Origin of the sequence: Mycobacterium sp. URHB0044, assembly GCF_000620625.1 — a bacterium.
Taxonomy (GTDB): Bacteria; Actinomycetota; Actinomycetes; order Mycobacteriales; family Mycobacteriaceae; genus Mycobacterium.
The window spans coordinates 53,103-69,808 of sequence record NZ_JIAW01000018.1; the positions used below are offsets into that span (position 1 = coordinate 53,103).

The following is a 16,706-nucleotide window of genomic DNA, read 5'->3' on the forward strand; positions in this document are numbered from 1 at the left end:
GGCTGCCTCACTGCGAGCCCGATTACGTCCCGGCATGACCGTCGCCCTTGGCGACGGCGTCGGCGCGGTGCGTTGTCTTCAGGACGGCACCGCAGTCGGTGCAGTACTGAGCGCCGCCGCACGCGACGTGGGCGGCATCCGGCTGTTGTTGGGCTGGCTGCCCATTCCGCTCGTCGGCCTCGAGGTCGACGCCTTCGCCGAGGTCGTTGCCTTGATGCCGGGTTGGGGTGTGCGCGACGTGCTTCGCCAACCCAACGCTCGATTCGTGCCGACCAGGCTGACGGGATTCACCGCATTACTCGCAGGCCCGCTGCGCCCCGACCTGTTGCTCACCCGCCTTGGCCGACGCGGCGGAGACCTGTTCTTCACCACCGAGGTGTCATGGCAGCGCGCAGTCATCGATGGCGGAGTCCCCACCATGGCCATCGTCGACGAGTGCGCGCCGATTGCCTGCGACCGCCCAGTCGAATCCGCCGCGGTCACCGTCGTCGGCTCGGCCACCGACGGCCCCGTCGAACTCCCCGTCAAGGAGCCGGCACCCGTCCACGAGGCGCTTGCCGACGAGGTGCTGCGCTGGATCCCGGCTGGGGCGCGCCTGCAGTACGGTCCCGGACAGCTCGGGACCGCCCTGCTGCGGCGCACGGCGGTGCCACTGCAACTCGACACCGGTCTGCTCACCGACGCGGCGCTGGACCTCGACCGTCGCAAGCTGCTGATCGGCACTCCCACGGCGACCTACCTGCTGGGCAGCGACGCGCTTCATCGGTGGGCCGACGGTCGCGGTGTGTTGCACGGCATCGAGTTCACCCACGACCTGACGCGGATTACCCGTGGTGATCCGCTCATCACGGTGAACACCGCCATCGAGCTGGACCGCTTCGGACAGGTGAACGTAGAAGGGCGCGGCGACAAGGTGATTGGCGGCATCGGCGGCCATGCCGACTACTGCCTCGCGGGCCACGTCAGTACCACCGGCCTGTCGATCATCGCCATCGCGAGCGCGGTGGACGGATGCTCGGCACTGGTCGATCAGCTGAGCCGGCCGGTGTCGACGGCCGCGCACGACGTCGACGTCGTCGTCACCGAGGCCGGCAGTGCCGATCTCCGCGGCGCGAGCTGGGCACAACGGGAAGCGTTGATCACCAAACTGTTCAACGCCTAGGGAGGACAACGGACATGGGACTGCTTGACGACAAGGTCGTGCTCGTGACCGGCGGGGGGCGCGGCATCGGCCGGGCGCACTGCCTCGAGCTCGCCGCACAGGGCGCCGCGGTGGTGGTGAACGACCCGGGCGTCGGCAAGGATGGACAGTCGGCGACCGATGCCACCCCACCGGCCGAACAGGTCGTTCGGGAAATCGTCGCGCGTGGGGGTCGGGCGGTTGCTCACTTAGGTTCGGTGGCTTCCTGGGACGACGCGGCCGACATGGTGCAGGCGGCGGTGCGCACCTTCGGGGCGCTGACCGGGGTGGTCAACAACGCGGGCATCGTGCGCGACGGCATGATCGCCGGCGCCGAGGAGGCCGACTGGGATGCGGTGCTCTCCGTGCACCTCAAGGGCACGTTCGCCGTCACCCGGCACGCCTGTGCCCACTGGCGCGCGTTGGCCGAGTCCGGCACGAAAGTCGACGCGCACGTCGTTAACACCGTGTCCGGCGCAGGACTCTGGGGCAACGTCGGCCAGAGCGCATACGGGGCCGCCAAGGCTGCAATCGCCAACCTGACGGTCGTGACGGCCATGGAGATGAAGCGGTACGGCGTTGCGGTGAACGCGATCTCGCCGCTGGCGGTGACTCGCATCAGTGCCGAATTCTTCGGCGGCGACCAGGCCGACGATCCGGCCCTGGACCCCGCTCGCAGCTCAGCGGTCGTGGCATGGCTGCAATCGGCCGATTCGGCCTGGCTCACCGGGCAGATTCTGCGCGTCAACGGCCACGTGTTGAGTCGTGTCGAAGGCTTCCACGAGACCGCCGAGCGGTACCACGCGAAGGACGGTGTCGCACTGCAATTCTCAGAGCTCGGACAGGCTGCATCCTGGTTGTACGGCACATCCCCACGGGGCCTCGCCGGCCCGCTGCCGATCCGATGAGCGCTCGGCCCACTGCCGCCCGAGGCGCACTATGCTTTCTCATCGCGAACTGTTTAACTAATTGTAACGATATGCACTTCCAAGCCGACGAATGAGGTCTTCGATGTCCACCTCGACCAAGGCCACGCCTGCCCGAGACGCGATCGACTACGTCACCGACGTCGCTCAGTTCCGGCAGGACTTCCGCAACTACCTGCGGGACTCCCCCGAACTCGCCGGGTGGCGGGCCGCTGCCTTCGACAATGCCGAGGATCAGATGGCACATGACAGCCGGGTGATGTCGCGGCTGTGCGACGACGGCTGGAACCGATATGGCTGGCCCGAGGCCATGGGCGGGTTTGGTGGCGACGCCATTCACCGCGCGGTGTACTACGAGGAACTGGGCTACGCGATGGTGCCCATTCCCGCGCAGCAGTGGTCCCTCGAGGTGATGGGTCCGGCGCTGCTGAAGTACGCACCGGAACTCGCGAAGCGGCATCTACCCGACTATCTGGCAGGCAACGAGTGGTGGGGGCAGGGCTTCTCCGAGCCGGAGTCCGGCAGCGATCTCGCGTCGCTGCGAACCAGGGCGGTCGACGACGGCGCGGGCGGGTTCGTCGTCAACGGCCAGAAGATCTGGACCAGCCAGGGAGGAACGGTCAAGCGACTCTTCGTCCTGGTCCGCACCGGTGCGCCGGAAACCCGCCATCGCGGGCTGACGATGCTGTTCGTCGACACCGACACACCAGGAGTCACCGTGCGACCCATCGCACTGGCCAGTGGACGACGCGAGGTGGCCGAGGTGTTCTTCGACGACGTCCGCGTCCCGAGAGAGCGGCTACTCGGTGAGGTCGGCGGAGGCTGGACTCTGACCATGTTCCTGATGCAGTTCGAGCGCGGAATGTACGGCTATGCCGTGCTCAACAAGGTCTTGACGGAACTGGGCAGGCTCAGGAGCCACATGGTGATCCATGGTTCCTCGGAATCGGCACGACAACGCCTCGCTCGGGTATACGTGGAAGTTGCTGCGGCACAGGCACGGACAGCGGCCACCGTCCGCCGGATCGCGCGGGGTGAGGTCATCGGTCCCGACAGCAGCGTCGACAAACTCCTGTTCGGCAAGGCCGAGAAGACCGCCAACGATCTGATCCTCGACGTCCGGCGAAGTTGGATGATCGGCGGACCACCAGGACGGAAGTCGAACGAACTCGACACCGCGCGCGCCGAGTGGTGGTATTCCCGCGCCGCCACGATCATGGGCGGCACCGCGGAGGTTCAACGCGGCATCATCGCCGACCACTTGCTGGGTCTACCCAAGGAGAAGCGATGAACACGAGCACGAGCCGTTCGACGCCGGTCGAATCCGTCGACGAGTCATGGCCGATGGTCGAGGAGGCGGTGTTTCGACTCTTCGAGCAGATCGCCGCCGACGGGGGCCACGTCGCGATCGGGCCCCGGCTCGAGGAACTTGGCTGGGCGGACATCGAGGCCGAGTACCCGCTTGCCGCCGGCGCGCTGCTCTTCGAGGCCCAGGGCCGGTCATTGGCCACGACGGATTGTCTCGATCGCGTGATGATCGCCGAACTTGGTGCCCTCGTCGATGGACCGATCGATGGCGTCGTCATCCCCGAGCCCACCAACGGTTTCGGGCCGGTCTCGGAAAGCGGCCGTATCACCGGGCTCGTGCTCGGACCGCTGCGAGGACGGATCATCGTGCCGGTCGCCGGCGAGCTGGGCGGCATGTCCATCGGCGTCGTCGACGCCGGCAACCTGCAGGGCGGGCGCTTCGACACCTTCGACCCGTCGGTCGAGTGGACCAGGGTCGACGGTGCTGTGGACGTCGAGCTGGTCGATGCATCCGCAGAATGGGAGCGAGCGGTAGCCGCGGCGCAGCGCGCGCTCGGCACGGAGCTGATCGCGCTGGCCGGACGAGCCTTGGACATCGCCATCGAACAAGTCAGTGCGCGAATGCAGTACGGCGTGTCGATCGGGTCACTGCAGTCCCCACGGCATGCCTTGGCCGACGCCGCGGCGACGGTGGCCGGTGCACGAGCCCTGCTGGACGAATCCTGGCGCTTCGGTGGACGGCTGTCCGCGGTTGCGGCCAAGGCAGCCGCGGGACGCGCACACCGCACGGTCGCCGACGTGACGCTGCAGGTGTGCGGGGCCATCGGGTTGACCGCCGAGCACGCGCTTCATCGCTACGTGTCGCGGGGGTTCCAACTCGACGCACTGTGCGGATCGGCCGAGCAGCTGGAGTCGTGGCTGGCCGAGTACCTGTTCGAGTCGAACACCACCGAGCAGGCGCTGCCTGCCATCGTCACCTGGGCTTAGCCCGCAACCGGAGGAACACCATGCGCCGCAACATTTTCGAGGACGTTCACGACGACTTCCGGGCCACCGCTCGTAAGTTCTTCGAACGCGAGTGCGTCCCCTACGTCGACGACTGGGAGCGCGACGGCAAGGTCAGCCGGAAGGCCTGGCGCGCCGCAGGCGATGCCGGCCTCATCGGTTGGGAATTCGATCCGGAGTACGGCGGTCTGGGGATCAAGGACTTTCGCTTCAATCAGATCATCTCCGAAGAGATGTTCTTGACCGGTTCGGTCGGAATCGGGCTTGGCGTGCAGAACGACATCCTCATGCCGTACCTGAACAATCTGACGACCGAAGAGCAGAAGCAACGGTGGTTGCCGAAGTTCATCTCGGGCGAGTACATCGGCTCGATCGCGATGTCGGAGCCCGGGGCGGGATCCGATCTGGCGGGTATCAAGGCGACGGCGCGCGACGACGGCGACCATTGGATTGTCAACGGTCAGAAGACGTTCATCAGCAACGGTCTTCAGTCCAAGCTCATCCTGACGGCGGTCAAGACCGATCCATCCGCACGCCACAAGGGCATCAGCCTGCTCATGGTCGAGGACGGCATGGAGGGCTTCAGCAGGGGCCGCAAGCTGGACAAGATCGGTCAGTACTCCGCCGACACGGCCGAGTTGTTCTTCGAAGACGTCCGAGTTCCGAAGGAGAACCTGGTCGGTGAACTCAACCGGGGCTTTTACCACCTGGTCTCCAACTTGCCCAGCGAACGCGTCGGTGTGGCCTGCTACGCGTTGCCCGCCGCCCGGCGCGCGCTCGACCTGACGAAGGCGTATGCGTTGGAGCGCACTGCGTTTGGACAGCCGATCGGCAAGTTTCAGGTGAACCGTCACTTCCTCGCCGAGATGCAGACCAAGCTCGACGCCGCCCAAACCTATCTGGACCAGTGTGTGCTCTCGGTGAACGACGGCACGCTGACCGACGAGGATGCCGCCGGTTTGAAGTGGTGGACCTCCGAAGTGCAGTGGGAGATCGTCGACCGCTGCCTGCAGCTACATGGTGGCTACGGGTACATCAACGAATACGAGATCGCCAGGTTGTGGCGCGATTCGCGGGTGCAGCGTCTGTACGCGGGCACCACCGAGATCATGAAGGACCTGATGGGCAGGTCGATGGGCTACTGACGCCCTATTTCCGCTTGCGGAAGGCCGCCACGCGCTCCTGAAACTCCGGGGTGGTGAACGAGATGAGCTCCTCGGCCAAGGCATACTCGAGGATCCCCAGCGCGGCGCGCGAAAGATGCATGTTCATCGCCACCTTGGTGGCGCGCAGTGCCTGCGGCGGCAACGCGGCGAGCTTCTCGCCGATCAACAAGGCCTCGGCGACCACGGCATCATCGTTCACGACCTTCGTGACGAGATTGAGCTTCTCGGCGTCGGCGGCGGTGATGCGATCCCCGAGCAGCACGTACTCCTTGGCCTTCATCAGACCGATCAGCAGCGGCAGCATCGCCGCTCCACCGTCACCGGCGACGAGACCCACCGCGACGTGCGGGTCGGACAGGTAGCTGCTCTCACCCATTACCATGAAGTCGCTGAGCAGCGCTATCGAACAGCCCAACCCGACGGCAGGTCCGTTGACAGCGGACACCAGCGGCTTCGGGAAACCGATCACCTCGAGGAAGACCGTGCGCGCCTCGTGGATCTGAAACTGTCGTGCGACGGGATCCTCGATCAGGCGGCCGAACATCACCATGTCGCCGCCGGCCGAGAACGCCTTGCCCACTCCGGTGGTGACGACGGCGCGGACGTCGTCGTCCGCGGCGAGCGCGCGCCAGATGGTGGCGAACGCATGATGCACGGATTCGTCGACGGCGTTGAACGCCTCTGGACGGTTGATCCGCACGACGTGCACGGCACCCACCTTCTCGACGAGCAGCGAGGGTGCGAACTCCTCGTAGCCGGGCAGAGTTGCGGATTCAATGGTGGTCATCGGGGACTCCTGTCAGTTCTTGTCGATGGAGAGAATGGTTACCGCTGAGGCAGCGGTTGGTCCGCCGATGTTGTGTGCCAGCGCAATACGCGCGTCATCGACCTGGTTCTCCGCCTGCCCGCGGAGTTGATTGAAGAGCTCGTAGCACTGTGCGACCCCGGTCGCGCCCGGGGGGTGGCCCTTCCCCTTGAGTCCGCCGCTCGGGTTGACGGGGATGGCTCCACCTACGTACGTGTCCCGACCCTCTATGAGCTTGTAAGCCTCGAACTTGTCGGCGAAGCCCAGATCCTCGTAGCTGATCAACTCGACGCCGGTGAAGCAGTCGTGGACTTCGGCAACATCCACGTCGCGTGGCGTGACGCCTGCCATCTTCATCGCAGCCTTCGCGGCCCGCACCGTCGGTGGGAACGTGGTCATGTCCGACTTGTGTTGGTGCATCACCCGATCCATGCCCAATCCCACGCCGCGGACCCACACCGGCTTGTCCGTGTACCGGTCGACGACGTCCTCTGCGGCGAGGATCACGGCCGCGGCACCATCGCTTTGCGGTGTGCAGTCGTACAAGCCGAAGGGTTCGACGACAATCGGCGCGGCAAGCGCCTGCTCCACGGTGATCTCGAAGCGCAACTGGGCGTAGGGGTTCGTCAGCGCGTGGTAATGGTTCTTCACCGCCACCATCGCCATGTGCTCCTTTGTTGCCGGTGATTCGTGTAGGTACCGGATCACGTGCAACGCGAAGTTCGCGGGGGCGACGAGCCCCAGCGGATAGTCCCAGGCGTTGTCGCGGGTCATGGCGGCCCAGTCCCAGAAGGTGGTGTTGGACGCCGTTTCACGGACCTTGTCGGCACCGACCACGAGGACCACGTCGTACCACCCGGCGGCGATGGCCATCATGCCGTTGCGAATCGCGTCATTGCCGGTGGCGCAGGCATTCTCGACGCGCGTCACCGGGATGTCCGTCAAATCCAGCGTGTCGGCCAGGATCCCCGAAGGAAACCCGTCGGTCGTCGAGAGCTCTCCGAACCAGGCTGCCTCGATGTCCGCCTTGACGATCCCCTTGTCGACCCGGCTGGCCGCTTCGGCGTACGCCATGGGGATGAGATCCTTGATCCCGAGATCGAAGTGCTCGCCGAACGGCGTCATACCCGCGCCCACGATCGCGACGTTTCTCATGCCGGTACCTCCTGTCGAGTGCGGCCCGGCCAGAATGCGTATCCATAGTCGGGAATCCCTGCGCGCATGGCGATTCTGCGGAGGACGACCGAGCCGGCTTGCCCAATGGACGCCTCCCCGGCGGGAACGCCGGTGACCTTCAGCAGCACCCGTACCGGGCTCTCGTCTAGGACTACCAAGGCAAGGGAATAGGGGCTCGGCAAGTCGGGCACGGGTATCCGGATGGTCGTGTGGGTGTACACCGTCCCGGTGCGAGGAAGGGGTTCGAGCCGGTAGTCGGCAGCGAGCACTCCCGAATCGTCTACTCGGGCGCGCGGCGGAAACTGCGGCGTGCCATCAATCCCCGGCCGCTCGTCGAAGACAGCCGCCTCCCAACGGATCTTCGGCTCGAAGGCCCTCGCGTAGGCCGGCAGCGACATCGGAATGCCGATGCCTTCTGCAATCGTGGTCTTCGGCAGTTCGCGCGGATCCGCCTCGTCGCGGGAGATTCGTGCTGCAGTTCCGGTCGCCGTGACCTCCGCGACGCCGATGGTCGCTTGCTCGATGGCGACGACGAGCCCGGGCACGTTCGTCTCCAGCGCGGCTGCGAGCACCCGGATCAACGCACTCGCCGAACTCGTCACCTCCGTCACCGCCGACGAGGCGTCTAGATGTGCTCCCAACAGGTCAGGCTTCGCACCCACCACCGCCGCGACCGGCTTGCCCTCATCGAGTCGGAGCAGGGCAGCGGTGGCCCGCACGCCCACCTCTCGTTGCAGCCGAGGGTCGGCGTAGGCATGGCGTGATCCAGCATTCGTGCGTGCCACCAAGGGCAGGCTGCGCGTCTGGCGGTCGACGGTGGTCAGCGTCGGCCCGTCACCGCCGGTCAGCAGCGCGGCGGCCCCGGCGAACCCGGAGTTGTCGTCGGCCGCGATCACCAAGGTGTCGGGTCCAGCGCCCACGATCTGGTCCAGCACCGCCGGCGCCCCGCCGAGTACCTCGGCTACCGCGGTGTCGGCGGACAGCGACAACCCGGCGAGTAGCACCGCGGCGTTCCCACCTTCGAGCAGCGGGAAGTCGCGCGAAACCAGGATCACGCGTTGGGCGGCGGCAGCGGGGTCCGCGGCCCGGCCGGCTGCCACCGCCATGGTGAGCGCGTCCTCGTCAGGACCACGTACCCGACGGCCACCACTCGTCCACGGTGGAAGGTAGGTGCCGATTGCAGCCACCTGCGTCATGTCGACCCGTCCTCTCGGCGCGGAGAACCGCGCATTCAATGAGCTATATAGTTATATCATTGTATTGACGCGGGCTGGAGCCCGGGAGGGAGTTCTGGCATGAATTCGGTTGGCTCACGTTCGTTGCAAGGTCGGGTCGCCGTGGTCACGGGGGCTAGTCGCGGCATCGGCCGCGAGGTCGCCCTCCGCCTGGCGTCCGCGGGTGCATCGGTCGCGCTGCTCGCCCGCACCGAGACGCCGAACCCGAAGATCGCGGGCACACTCGGCGACACCGCTGCCGCCATCGAGGTCGCCGGCGGTCAGTCCTTGCAACTGCGCTGCGACGTCCGCGACTCCGATGCCGTTGCGTCTGCCATGGCCGCGACGATCGACCAGTTTGGCGGCATCGACATCGTCGTCAACAATGCCGGAGCACTCGATCTGCGCGGTTCGGACAAGCTGTCCCCCAGCACCTTTCGCCGCCTCTTGCAGATCAACGCCGAGGGCGCGTACGCGGTGGTTCATCACGCGCTGCCATGGCTTCGCCAGTCCGACAACGCACACATCGTCAACGTCTCCCCGCCGCTGAACCTGGCACCCGCGTGGGTCGGCGCGCACGTTGCGCACACCGTGGGCAAGTACGCCGAGAGCCTGCTCACGTTGGGGTGGGCCGCTGAGTTCGCAGCCGTTCCGATCGCGGTGAACTCGATCTGGCCCGCCACCACGGTCGCCAGTACCGGGATGATGACCGCGATGGGTGAGGCCGTGGTCCGCGCGCAGGGCCGTTCGCCTCGCATCATGGCCGACGCCATCCTCGCGCTGGTCACCCGACCAGCCGGGCAGTGCTCCGGGAACTTCTACACCGACGCCGACATCTTGGCCGACGAGGGCGTATCCGAGCTGTCCGAATACCGCCTTGCGGCACGTGAAGAGGACCTGGTTCCGAACTTCTACCTGGCCTCGTCTCCCCTGCCGGCAGTCTGACGGCGAGTCGGCTCTACAAGGTAGCGGTGTACGGCCCCTGCGTAGCGCAGACCGAGACGTACAGCGGAGCGGCCGACCCGCACCCCGTCCCCGTGCTCTTATACGTAGCGCCGGGACGATACGGCGCGAAATACACCTGCGCGGGGTTGTACCCGCCCTGATGGACGCATTGCGGTGCCGCGCCACCTCCCTGGAGTTCGACGCACACCGTCAAGTCGTTGGGCAAGATGCCGTCGGTGCACGGCAACGACGAGAACGTGGCGGACACCATCTGGTGTCCGGAGACCTCGACCAGGAACGGCTTCGACAGCGTGTAGACGCACGACGGCTGTCCTTGCCCGTCCGCCGGCTCGGCGTACGCGGTGGCACTGCCGCCAAGTGCGATCAACGCTGTGGCACAGACGAATCCGGCACCTACGGTTCGTGCCATCCTGTTGCTCACGGCGCCACCGGCGGCGCCAGCATCGATTGCCATGACCGTTCCTTCGGGCCGGTGCTCGCCAAGTTGGACTGCGTGTACACGTGACCATCTGGCCCCACGTACGTGCCCGTCGCCGGGTCGTATTGGACCGCTGCAATCGGCGCGGCCTGCGCTGGCGGCGGTACCGCAGCCGGAGGCGGCGCACTGGCTGGTGGCGCATCCGGGAAGTAGCCCGGCGGTACGGGCTCCCCTGGCGCGAACTCGGGGACACTCTGGCCCGACAACGTGGCGTTCGGGTCGCCCTTCCAGTTGAAGCCGTCGTTGAGCGGAACGTACTGTTCGTCGCTCTCGCACAGCTTCACCGTGGCCGCCCGCTTACCAGGTTTCGTCTCGCACGGGATGTTGCGGGCGCCGCGCACGTTGTTGGGCGAATCCTGCGGAATTCGGCAGTACAGCGTGCCCTTGGGTGCATCGGGGTAATCCTCGAGGCTGGCTGAGCGCATCTGCTGGGCCGGCAGGAATCCGGTGGTGCAAGGGACCGGCAGGTTCTCGTTGAGGTTGAAGCTCAGGAACTGCCCGCCTGCGTAGGCCCCCTTCGAGTTTCGGGTTGGCACACCGATGGCTTGTGCGAACGACGTGCCGGTCGGCAAGAGCACCAGGAGCTGTTCGATGTCGGCACGATAGGTCAGCCCGACCTGCCCGAGGCTGACGAGGTTGGCCAACACCACCGGAAGCGTCGGTTTCAGCCTGTCGAAGAGCGCTGTCACTTCGTCGGCCGCAGCGGGCGAGTTCTGGAGCACGCCGCGCAGCGCACCGTCGTTGTTCTTCAGCGAGGTCGTCGCGTCGGCGAGGTGGGCTGCCCAGGCCTGCACCGCATCCGCAGTGTCGGTCTGCGTGTCGAGGATCGGCCCTACGTTGTCCACGACGTTGTTCAACTCGGCGAGATTGGCCTTCGCATCACTCGCCAGCGCGGCGCCACCCTTGATGAATCTGGCGATTTCGGGGCCGAGCCCGGCGAACGCCGTGTAGCCCTCGTCGACGGCGGTCTTGAGGTTGTCCTGCGGAATGGCCTCCAGGCCGCGGTTGGTTGCATCGAGCAACGCGTTGATGTCCGGCGGCACAGAACTATTGGCGCTCGCCACGACGTCCCCGTTCTTGAGGGGCGCGGACGTCGAATTGCGCGGCAACAGCTCGACGTACTGCTCCCCGACCGCGCTCGCGCTGTGCACCTCGGCTTTGAGGTCCGACGGGATCTTGACGTTCGAATTCAGGGAGAGCACTGCGTCGACACCGGAATCGGTCAACTTCACGTTTTTGACTTCGCCGACCTCGCTCCCGCGGTAGGTGACGTTGGCGCGCTCGTACAACCCGCCCGCCTCCGGAAGCTGAACCGTAACCTGGTACTGGCCGACCCCGAGAAGGTCGGGGACTCGGATGAATCCGAACACCATGACGAGGACGGCCACCACCGAAATGGTGAGGAAGACCGCGATCTGTATCCAAATCCTTCGGGTCATCCGCATGTCAGGGCCCCTGGTTGAACTGGTAGGGCGCGACGAGCGGGTTTCGCGCGGTGTACGGGCTCGGCATCTGGCCGATCGTCCGGCCCCACTGCAATTCCAATTCCGTGAGCTCGCCTTCGAATCGAGTCCCTGTCAGCAGACCGGCATCGAGGCGGCTCAGCGTGAGATCGATGATCGCGGTGAGGTTTCCGGAATCGCCGCGCAGCCACTTCGCCAAGGTTGGGCGTGGAAACGGGAATGTCGCGAAGAAGTCCGCCGACCGGGTCAGCGCGGGGCCGGCGTCGGCAAGGGACTTCAGCACCGGACCGAGATCCTGAAGTTCCTTGACCAGGTTCTCCTTGGTCATGTTGACGGAGTCGGCGGCCAGTGCGCTGAACTTGCCTAGACTGTCGAGCGCGTCGACCAAATGGCTACGCTGGTCGTTGAGGACGGCCAGCGCTTCGGGAATCGTCTTGAGCGCCTTGTCGACAACGGGCTTCTGCTCGGCGATTTGGCCCGCAAGTTTGTTGAGACTGTCGGAGGCGGCGATGATGTCACCGGTCTGGTCGTTGAGGTAGCTGACGAACTTGTCGAGCTCACCGAGCAGGCTGCGCAGATCATCCTCACGCCCGTTGAATGCGGTGGCCAGGGTGCTGACGATGTCCTGGATTTGTCCGATGCCACCACCATTCAGCAATACCGAGACGGCGGCCAGGGTCTGCTCCGTCGATGGGTACGCGCCGGCCGACGACAGCGGGATCACCGCACCGTCCTTCAACTTGCCCTCTGGCGGCACGTCTTTCGGCGCCGCCAATTCGACGTGCAGCGAGCCGAGCAGACTGGTTTGGCCGATCGTCGCCGTGGCGTTGGCGGGCAGGTCGACGTCGCCGTTGATCGTCATGGTCAGCAGCGCGTGCCAGCCCTGGCGCTGGATGTCGGTGACGTTGCCCACGGTGACGTCACCGACGCGGACGCGCGAGTTCCGGTCGATGTTGTCGACGTCGGGTAGCTGAACCTGAATGGTGTAGGACCCCGCGCCTCCGCCCTTGGTACCTGGCAGCGGTAGCGAATTCGCCCCCCTCCAGTCGGAACATCCGGTCATGGCGATCACCATCGCCAGTGCGACGCCGATCAGCCGCAGCGGGCGGGCGATCACGAGCCCGCTCCGCCGGGCACCATGAGTCCGGAGAGTCCGGCGTTGGGGTCCGTGTCCTGCACCGGCCCCGGCGGTATCGGGTCTGGCAGGCGGGCAGGCACGAACGGTGCATCCCCGTGATAGGGGTCGGCCGGTTCACCGAATTTGGTGAAGGGCAGGTTGGCCGGAGGCAGCGGACCGGGCGCACCCGGAGTGGCCGCCTCCGCCGCCAGCGCGGGACCTCCCTGCGCGGGTGCTGCGCCGGTGGGAGGTATGTAGTCCGGACGCAGCCGGTCCTCGCTGTAGGTGAGCTCGTTGGGCCGCGCGGACTCACCGACGAACGGGTTCATGCCGGCTGGCAGGAAGTTGTACTGCCGGTTCTTGATGATGGGCGCGAGGTACTGCACGCAGAGTTTCGCCGACTGCTCCGCACCGAGTCGCGATGCCGCTTGGATTGCGCCACAGAGGAACTGGATTGGGTTGGCGAGCTGGTTCACCGCCAATGCACCGGTGAACGCACCCTGCGACGGCTGGTAGATGTTCAGGAAGTTCTGGAACGAGTTGGGGAAGACGTGCAAGGCCTGCTTGATGTCGTCCAGGCTCTGCACCAGCGTGGTCGAGACCTCACCGATCTTGTCCGTCGCCGTGCCGAGCGACTCGCGGTTGTCCGCGACGAACTTCTGAACGTCACCGACGACGGAGTCGACGTCCGATACCGCCGATCCGAGCTCGTTGGGTCGGTCGGACAGTAGGCCCGTGGTAACCGCCAAGTTCTGATTGAGGTTGCGCATCAGGTCTTGGCTGCTCTGCAACGCCGAGACCAGGATTGAGATGTTCTTGATGGTGCCGAAGAGGTTCTTGCTGTTGTCGCCCAGCGCAGAGAAGGCGGCAGACAGCTTGATCAGGGTTTCGCGAATGTTGGTGCCTTGGCCGCGGAGGTTGTCGGCGGCGGTGTTGACGAACGAACCCAGACTGCTGGTGCCGCCCGGTTCAGTGGGCTGCAGGGTGTCGGTGAGCCGCTCGAGTTGCTTACGGAAATCATCGAACTCGACGGGGACCGCCGTCCGGTCCTGACCGATGGAGGTGTTGTTCGCCAGCACCGGTCCGCCCGTATAGGCCGGCGTCAACTGAATCGCACGGACACTCACCAGCGACGGCGCGATGACGACGGCCTTCGCGTCCTGGGGCACCTTGTACTTGTCGTCGTACCAGAAGGCGATCTTGACCCGCTCGGCCTCCGGTTGGATGCTCTCGATCTTGCCGACCGGGACACCGAGGATCCGGACTTCGTCGCCGACGTAGACACCGTTGCTGTTGTCGAAGTACGCCACGACGTTCACGCGTCCGACGCCCGTGGCAGATCTGAATACCATCGCCAGTCCAGCGACCAGTGTCACGGCCAGCAGGATGGCGAGTCCGATCCGGGTGTATCGCGGGTTCCGCATCACTGTCCCCCTTCCGGAGCAGGTTGCGCCTCGTTGGGTGCTGGCGCGGTGACGTCGGCGCCGTTCGGATTCAACTGCGGGCCGGTCAGCGGCTGCCCGGGTGCGGGCAGGTTGATCTGATTCGAAGGCGCGCCAGTCGTCGACGGATCGTTCGGTGGCACCTCCAGCGCGGGCGGTCCCGGCGGCGGCCCACCGGGCGCAGGCGCGGGCAGCGGCTCCCGATAGGGGTAGCAGCCTGGCCCGGGCAACGCGATGCCGGGCGGCCCACAGTGCTGATCTTCGGGATTGCCGGTGATGGCGTCGGGAAGGGTCATGCGCGGTTCACCACCCTGACCGGTACGGGGATACGGCATCGGAAGGCCCGGGGTGCCGGGCTGGCCGACCTGCGGATCGCTGCGCTGGGACGGTAGCAAGACGGTGGGGTCGAGTCCGAGGTCCTTGAAGGCGGCATCGATGAACGGTTGCACGAACTGGCCGGGAAACAGGTTCGAGATATACGCCTTGAAGAACGGTCCCGATCCCACGGACTCCCCAAGCCCAGTCGCGTAATTGATGAGCCCCTTGATCGCCTTCTGCAATTGCTCCTTGTGGCCGTTGACGATCGCGAGCACACCGTTGAGCTTGTCCACCGCGGGCTTGAGGGAGTCACGGTTCTCGCCGATGAACCCCTTGATCTGCTGGGTAACCGCCGAGATGCTCCCCGATATCTGGTCCAGTGCTGCACTCTGGGACTGCAATTGGGCCAACAAGGCGTTGGTGTCCTGCACCAGCCTCAGCACTTGATCGCTTCTCTCCGAGAGCACGCCGGTGACCTTGTTCGCGTTCTGCAGAAGCTTGCGCAGCTCGCCGTCACGCTTGTCCAGCGTTTCGGAGAATCTCCCGATGCCCTCCACCGCTGCCTTCAGCGCAGGGGGCGTATCCGCGAACGTCTCGGACAACACGTCGAGCGAGGTGGACAACTGATCGGTGTCGAGCCCGCTGATGGCGCCCGTCAGATCCCCTAGCGCGTCGGGCAATTGGTAGGGCGACTGCGTGCGGTCCAAGGCGATGGGTTGACTCAGTTCCCCATCCCCGCGCGGGGTCACTTCGAGGATCTTCGAACCCAAGAGACTCTTCGTCTTGATGGCAGCCTCGGTGCGGTCTCCGATGCGGATGTCCTTGATGACGCTGAACTTGATCAGCACGCGAGGTCCGTCGAGGCTGATGCTGTCCACCGAACCGACCTTGAAACCCGACACCTGCACCGCGGCACTGGGAGTCAGCCCACCGGCCTCCGCGAAGTAGGCTTCGTACTGTGTGGTCTGGTCGAAACCAGGGATCTTCTGGTAGTTGAGGGCCAAGAGCACCAAGCCAAGAGTGAGGGCGGCACCGATCGCTCCGATGACGAACGGGTTGCGCTCCGAAAAGGACTTCATCGCGGCGCGCACCTTCCCGAATCCTGACCTGCCATCTTGACGTACACCGGCTGGCCGCCCTTTCCATTGAGCTTCAGCACGATTTCACACAGGTAGAACGTGAAGTAGTCGCCATAGAGACCCTGCCGGTTCAGTATTTGGTACGAATCGGGCAACGTGGCCAGCAGGTTGTCGACGTATTCCTTGTCGGCGACGACGATCCCCGCGGTGCGGTCGAGTTGGGGCACAAGGGCTTTCAGCGGAGGCCTGGCCTGCCTCAACAGATCCGCCACACCCGACGCCGCCGCGTTGGCATAGGCCACCGAGTTGCTGATGTCGCCCTTGCGTTCGCTCAGACCGGAAATCAATTGGGAGAGCGAGTCCACGGCCTTGGCGAATTGCGTGTTCTGGTCGCCGATGGAGCCGAGCACGGTGTTGAGGTTCGTGATGACCTCGCCGACCAACTGGTCGCGGTCGGCCAGCGTGTTGGTCAGCGCCCCGGCCTGCGTCAGGAACGAGTTGATGGTGCCGCCCTGTCCTTGGAACGCGCGGATCAGCTGATTCGTCAATGCGTTGACCTGCTCGGGATTGAGCGCACGGAAGAGCGGACGGAATCCGCCGATCAACGCGTCGAGGTCTAGCGCGGGCGAGGTACGCGCCAGCGGGATGGTGTCACCCGGGTTGAGCTTCTTGACGCCGCCGGCGCCCTCTTCCAAACCCAGGTAGCGTCCGCCGATCAGGTCGCTGTAGCGGATGACGGCTCTGGTGCCTTCAGTCAGCACCACCGAGTCGTCAGCACCGAAGACCACCAGCGCGGTCGTGTCCGGCTGGATGGTGATCTTCTTGACCTTGCCGACCTCGACGCCGGCGATCCGAACGAATTGGCCGACCTCTAAACCCGTCACGTTGGTGAACTGCGCCTCATAGGTCTGTTCGTCCTGGAACCGCAACTCGGCGAACACGGCAAACATCGAGAAGATCCCGAACACGCACACGGTCAGGAAGATGGCAAGGCGCAATACCGCGCCACCCAAGTTATCCCTCACGGTCGAAACCTCTCATTGTGTTCGCATTGCGTTGGTTG

Annotated in this window: 15 protein-coding genes; 6 read left to right on the forward strand and 9 right to left on the reverse strand. The window is 65.5% G+C overall.

Features of this window, described 5'->3' with window-relative positions:
* Window positions 1-34 precede the first annotated feature (34 nt).
* The 5 genes from N536_RS0127430 to N536_RS0127450 all read left to right on the forward strand — a co-directional run bounded on the left by N536_RS0127430 (window position 35) and on the right by N536_RS0127450 (window position 5,564).
* Window positions 35-1,162: an acetyl-CoA hydrolase/transferase C-terminal domain-containing protein gene (locus tag N536_RS0127430; protein WP_081809409.1), complete on the forward strand. Its 1,128-nt coding sequence runs from the start codon at window positions 35-37 to the stop codon at window positions 1,160-1,162.
* Between the two features lie 14 nt (window positions 1,163-1,176).
* Window positions 1,177-2,088, forward strand: a complete 912-nt coding sequence (locus N536_RS0127435; RefSeq protein WP_029116534.1) for an SDR family NAD(P)-dependent oxidoreductase — start codon at window positions 1,177-1,179, stop codon at window positions 2,086-2,088.
* Window positions 2,089-2,191: 103 nt separating this feature from the next.
* Entirely contained in the window at window positions 2,192-3,397 is a 1,206-nt protein-coding gene (locus N536_RS0127440; RefSeq protein ID WP_051574809.1) for an acyl-CoA dehydrogenase family protein, read from the forward strand.
* Entirely contained in the window at window positions 3,394-4,401 is a 1,008-nt protein-coding gene (locus N536_RS0127445) for an acyl-CoA dehydrogenase family protein (protein ID WP_029116536.1), read from the forward strand. Before N536_RS0127440 ends, N536_RS0127445 begins: the two co-directional genes overlap by 4 nt.
* A 20-nt stretch (window positions 4,402-4,421) precedes the next feature.
* Complete coding sequence (locus N536_RS0127450; RefSeq protein WP_029116537.1) at window positions 4,422-5,564, forward strand: acyl-CoA dehydrogenase family protein; 1,143 nt, start codon at window positions 4,422-4,424, stop codon at window positions 5,562-5,564.
* A gap of 4 nt (window positions 5,565-5,568) precedes the next feature.
* Here the strand turns inward: N536_RS0127450 and N536_RS0127455 are convergent, their stop codons facing one another.
* From N536_RS0127455 to N536_RS0127465, 3 genes are read right to left on the reverse strand one after another with little or no spacing between them, the layout of a single operon-like run.
* A complete protein-coding gene (locus N536_RS0127455; RefSeq protein WP_029116538.1) occupies window positions 5,569-6,372 on the reverse strand; it encodes an enoyl-CoA hydratase/isomerase family protein in 804 nt (267 codons plus the stop codon).
* Window positions 6,373-6,384: 12 nt separating this feature from the next.
* Window positions 6,385-7,545, reverse strand: a complete 1,161-nt coding sequence (locus N536_RS0127460; protein WP_029116539.1) for a beta-ketoacyl synthase N-terminal-like domain-containing protein — start codon at window positions 7,543-7,545, stop codon at window positions 6,385-6,387.
* A complete protein-coding gene (locus tag N536_RS0127465) occupies window positions 7,542-8,762 on the reverse strand; it encodes a Zn-ribbon domain-containing OB-fold protein (RefSeq protein ID WP_029116540.1) in 1,221 nt (406 codons plus the stop codon). Before N536_RS0127465 ends, N536_RS0127460 begins: the two co-directional genes overlap by 4 nt.
* 99 nt (window positions 8,763-8,861) lie before the next feature.
* Here N536_RS0127465 and N536_RS0127470 point away from each other — a divergent pair, with 99 nt between their 5' ends.
* On the forward strand, window positions 8,862-9,725 hold the full coding sequence (locus tag N536_RS0127470; protein ID WP_036437800.1) for an SDR family oxidoreductase: 864 nt from the start codon (window positions 8,862-8,864) through the stop codon (window positions 9,723-9,725).
* Between the two features lie 13 nt (window positions 9,726-9,738).
* On the opposite strand, the gene N536_RS0127475 is transcribed toward N536_RS0127470, so the two are convergent.
* The 6 genes from N536_RS0127475 to N536_RS0127500 are packed head-to-tail and all read right to left on the reverse strand — an operon-like array spanning window position 9,739 to window position 16,668.
* On the reverse strand, window positions 9,739-10,200 hold the full coding sequence (locus N536_RS0127475) for a hypothetical protein (protein ID WP_051574810.1): 462 nt from the start codon (window positions 10,198-10,200) through the stop codon (window positions 9,739-9,741).
* On the reverse strand, window positions 10,164-11,669 hold the full coding sequence (locus N536_RS0127480; protein WP_029116543.1) for an MCE family protein: 1,506 nt from the start codon (window positions 11,667-11,669) through the stop codon (window positions 10,164-10,166). Before N536_RS0127480 ends, N536_RS0127475 begins: the two co-directional genes overlap by 37 nt.
* A 1-nt stretch (window position 11,670) precedes the next feature.
* The gene (locus N536_RS0127485) at window positions 11,671-12,762 is read right to left on the reverse strand and encodes a virulence factor Mce family protein (RefSeq protein WP_051574822.1); all 1,092 of its coding nucleotides are present in this window, start codon (window positions 12,760-12,762) and stop codon (window positions 11,671-11,673) included.
* Window positions 12,763-12,800: 38 nt separating this feature from the next.
* Entirely contained in the window at window positions 12,801-14,228 is a 1,428-nt protein-coding gene (locus tag N536_RS0127490; protein WP_029116545.1) for an MCE family protein, read from the reverse strand.
* Entirely contained in the window at window positions 14,228-15,643 is a 1,416-nt protein-coding gene (locus N536_RS39660) for an MCE family protein (protein ID WP_081809422.1), read from the reverse strand. Before N536_RS39660 ends, N536_RS0127490 begins: the two co-directional genes overlap by 1 nt.
* The gene (locus N536_RS0127500) at window positions 15,640-16,668 is read right to left on the reverse strand and encodes an MCE family protein (RefSeq protein WP_029116546.1); all 1,029 of its coding nucleotides are present in this window, start codon (window positions 16,666-16,668) and stop codon (window positions 15,640-15,642) included. Before N536_RS0127500 ends, N536_RS39660 begins: the two co-directional genes overlap by 4 nt.
* Window positions 16,669-16,706 lie beyond the last annotated feature (38 nt).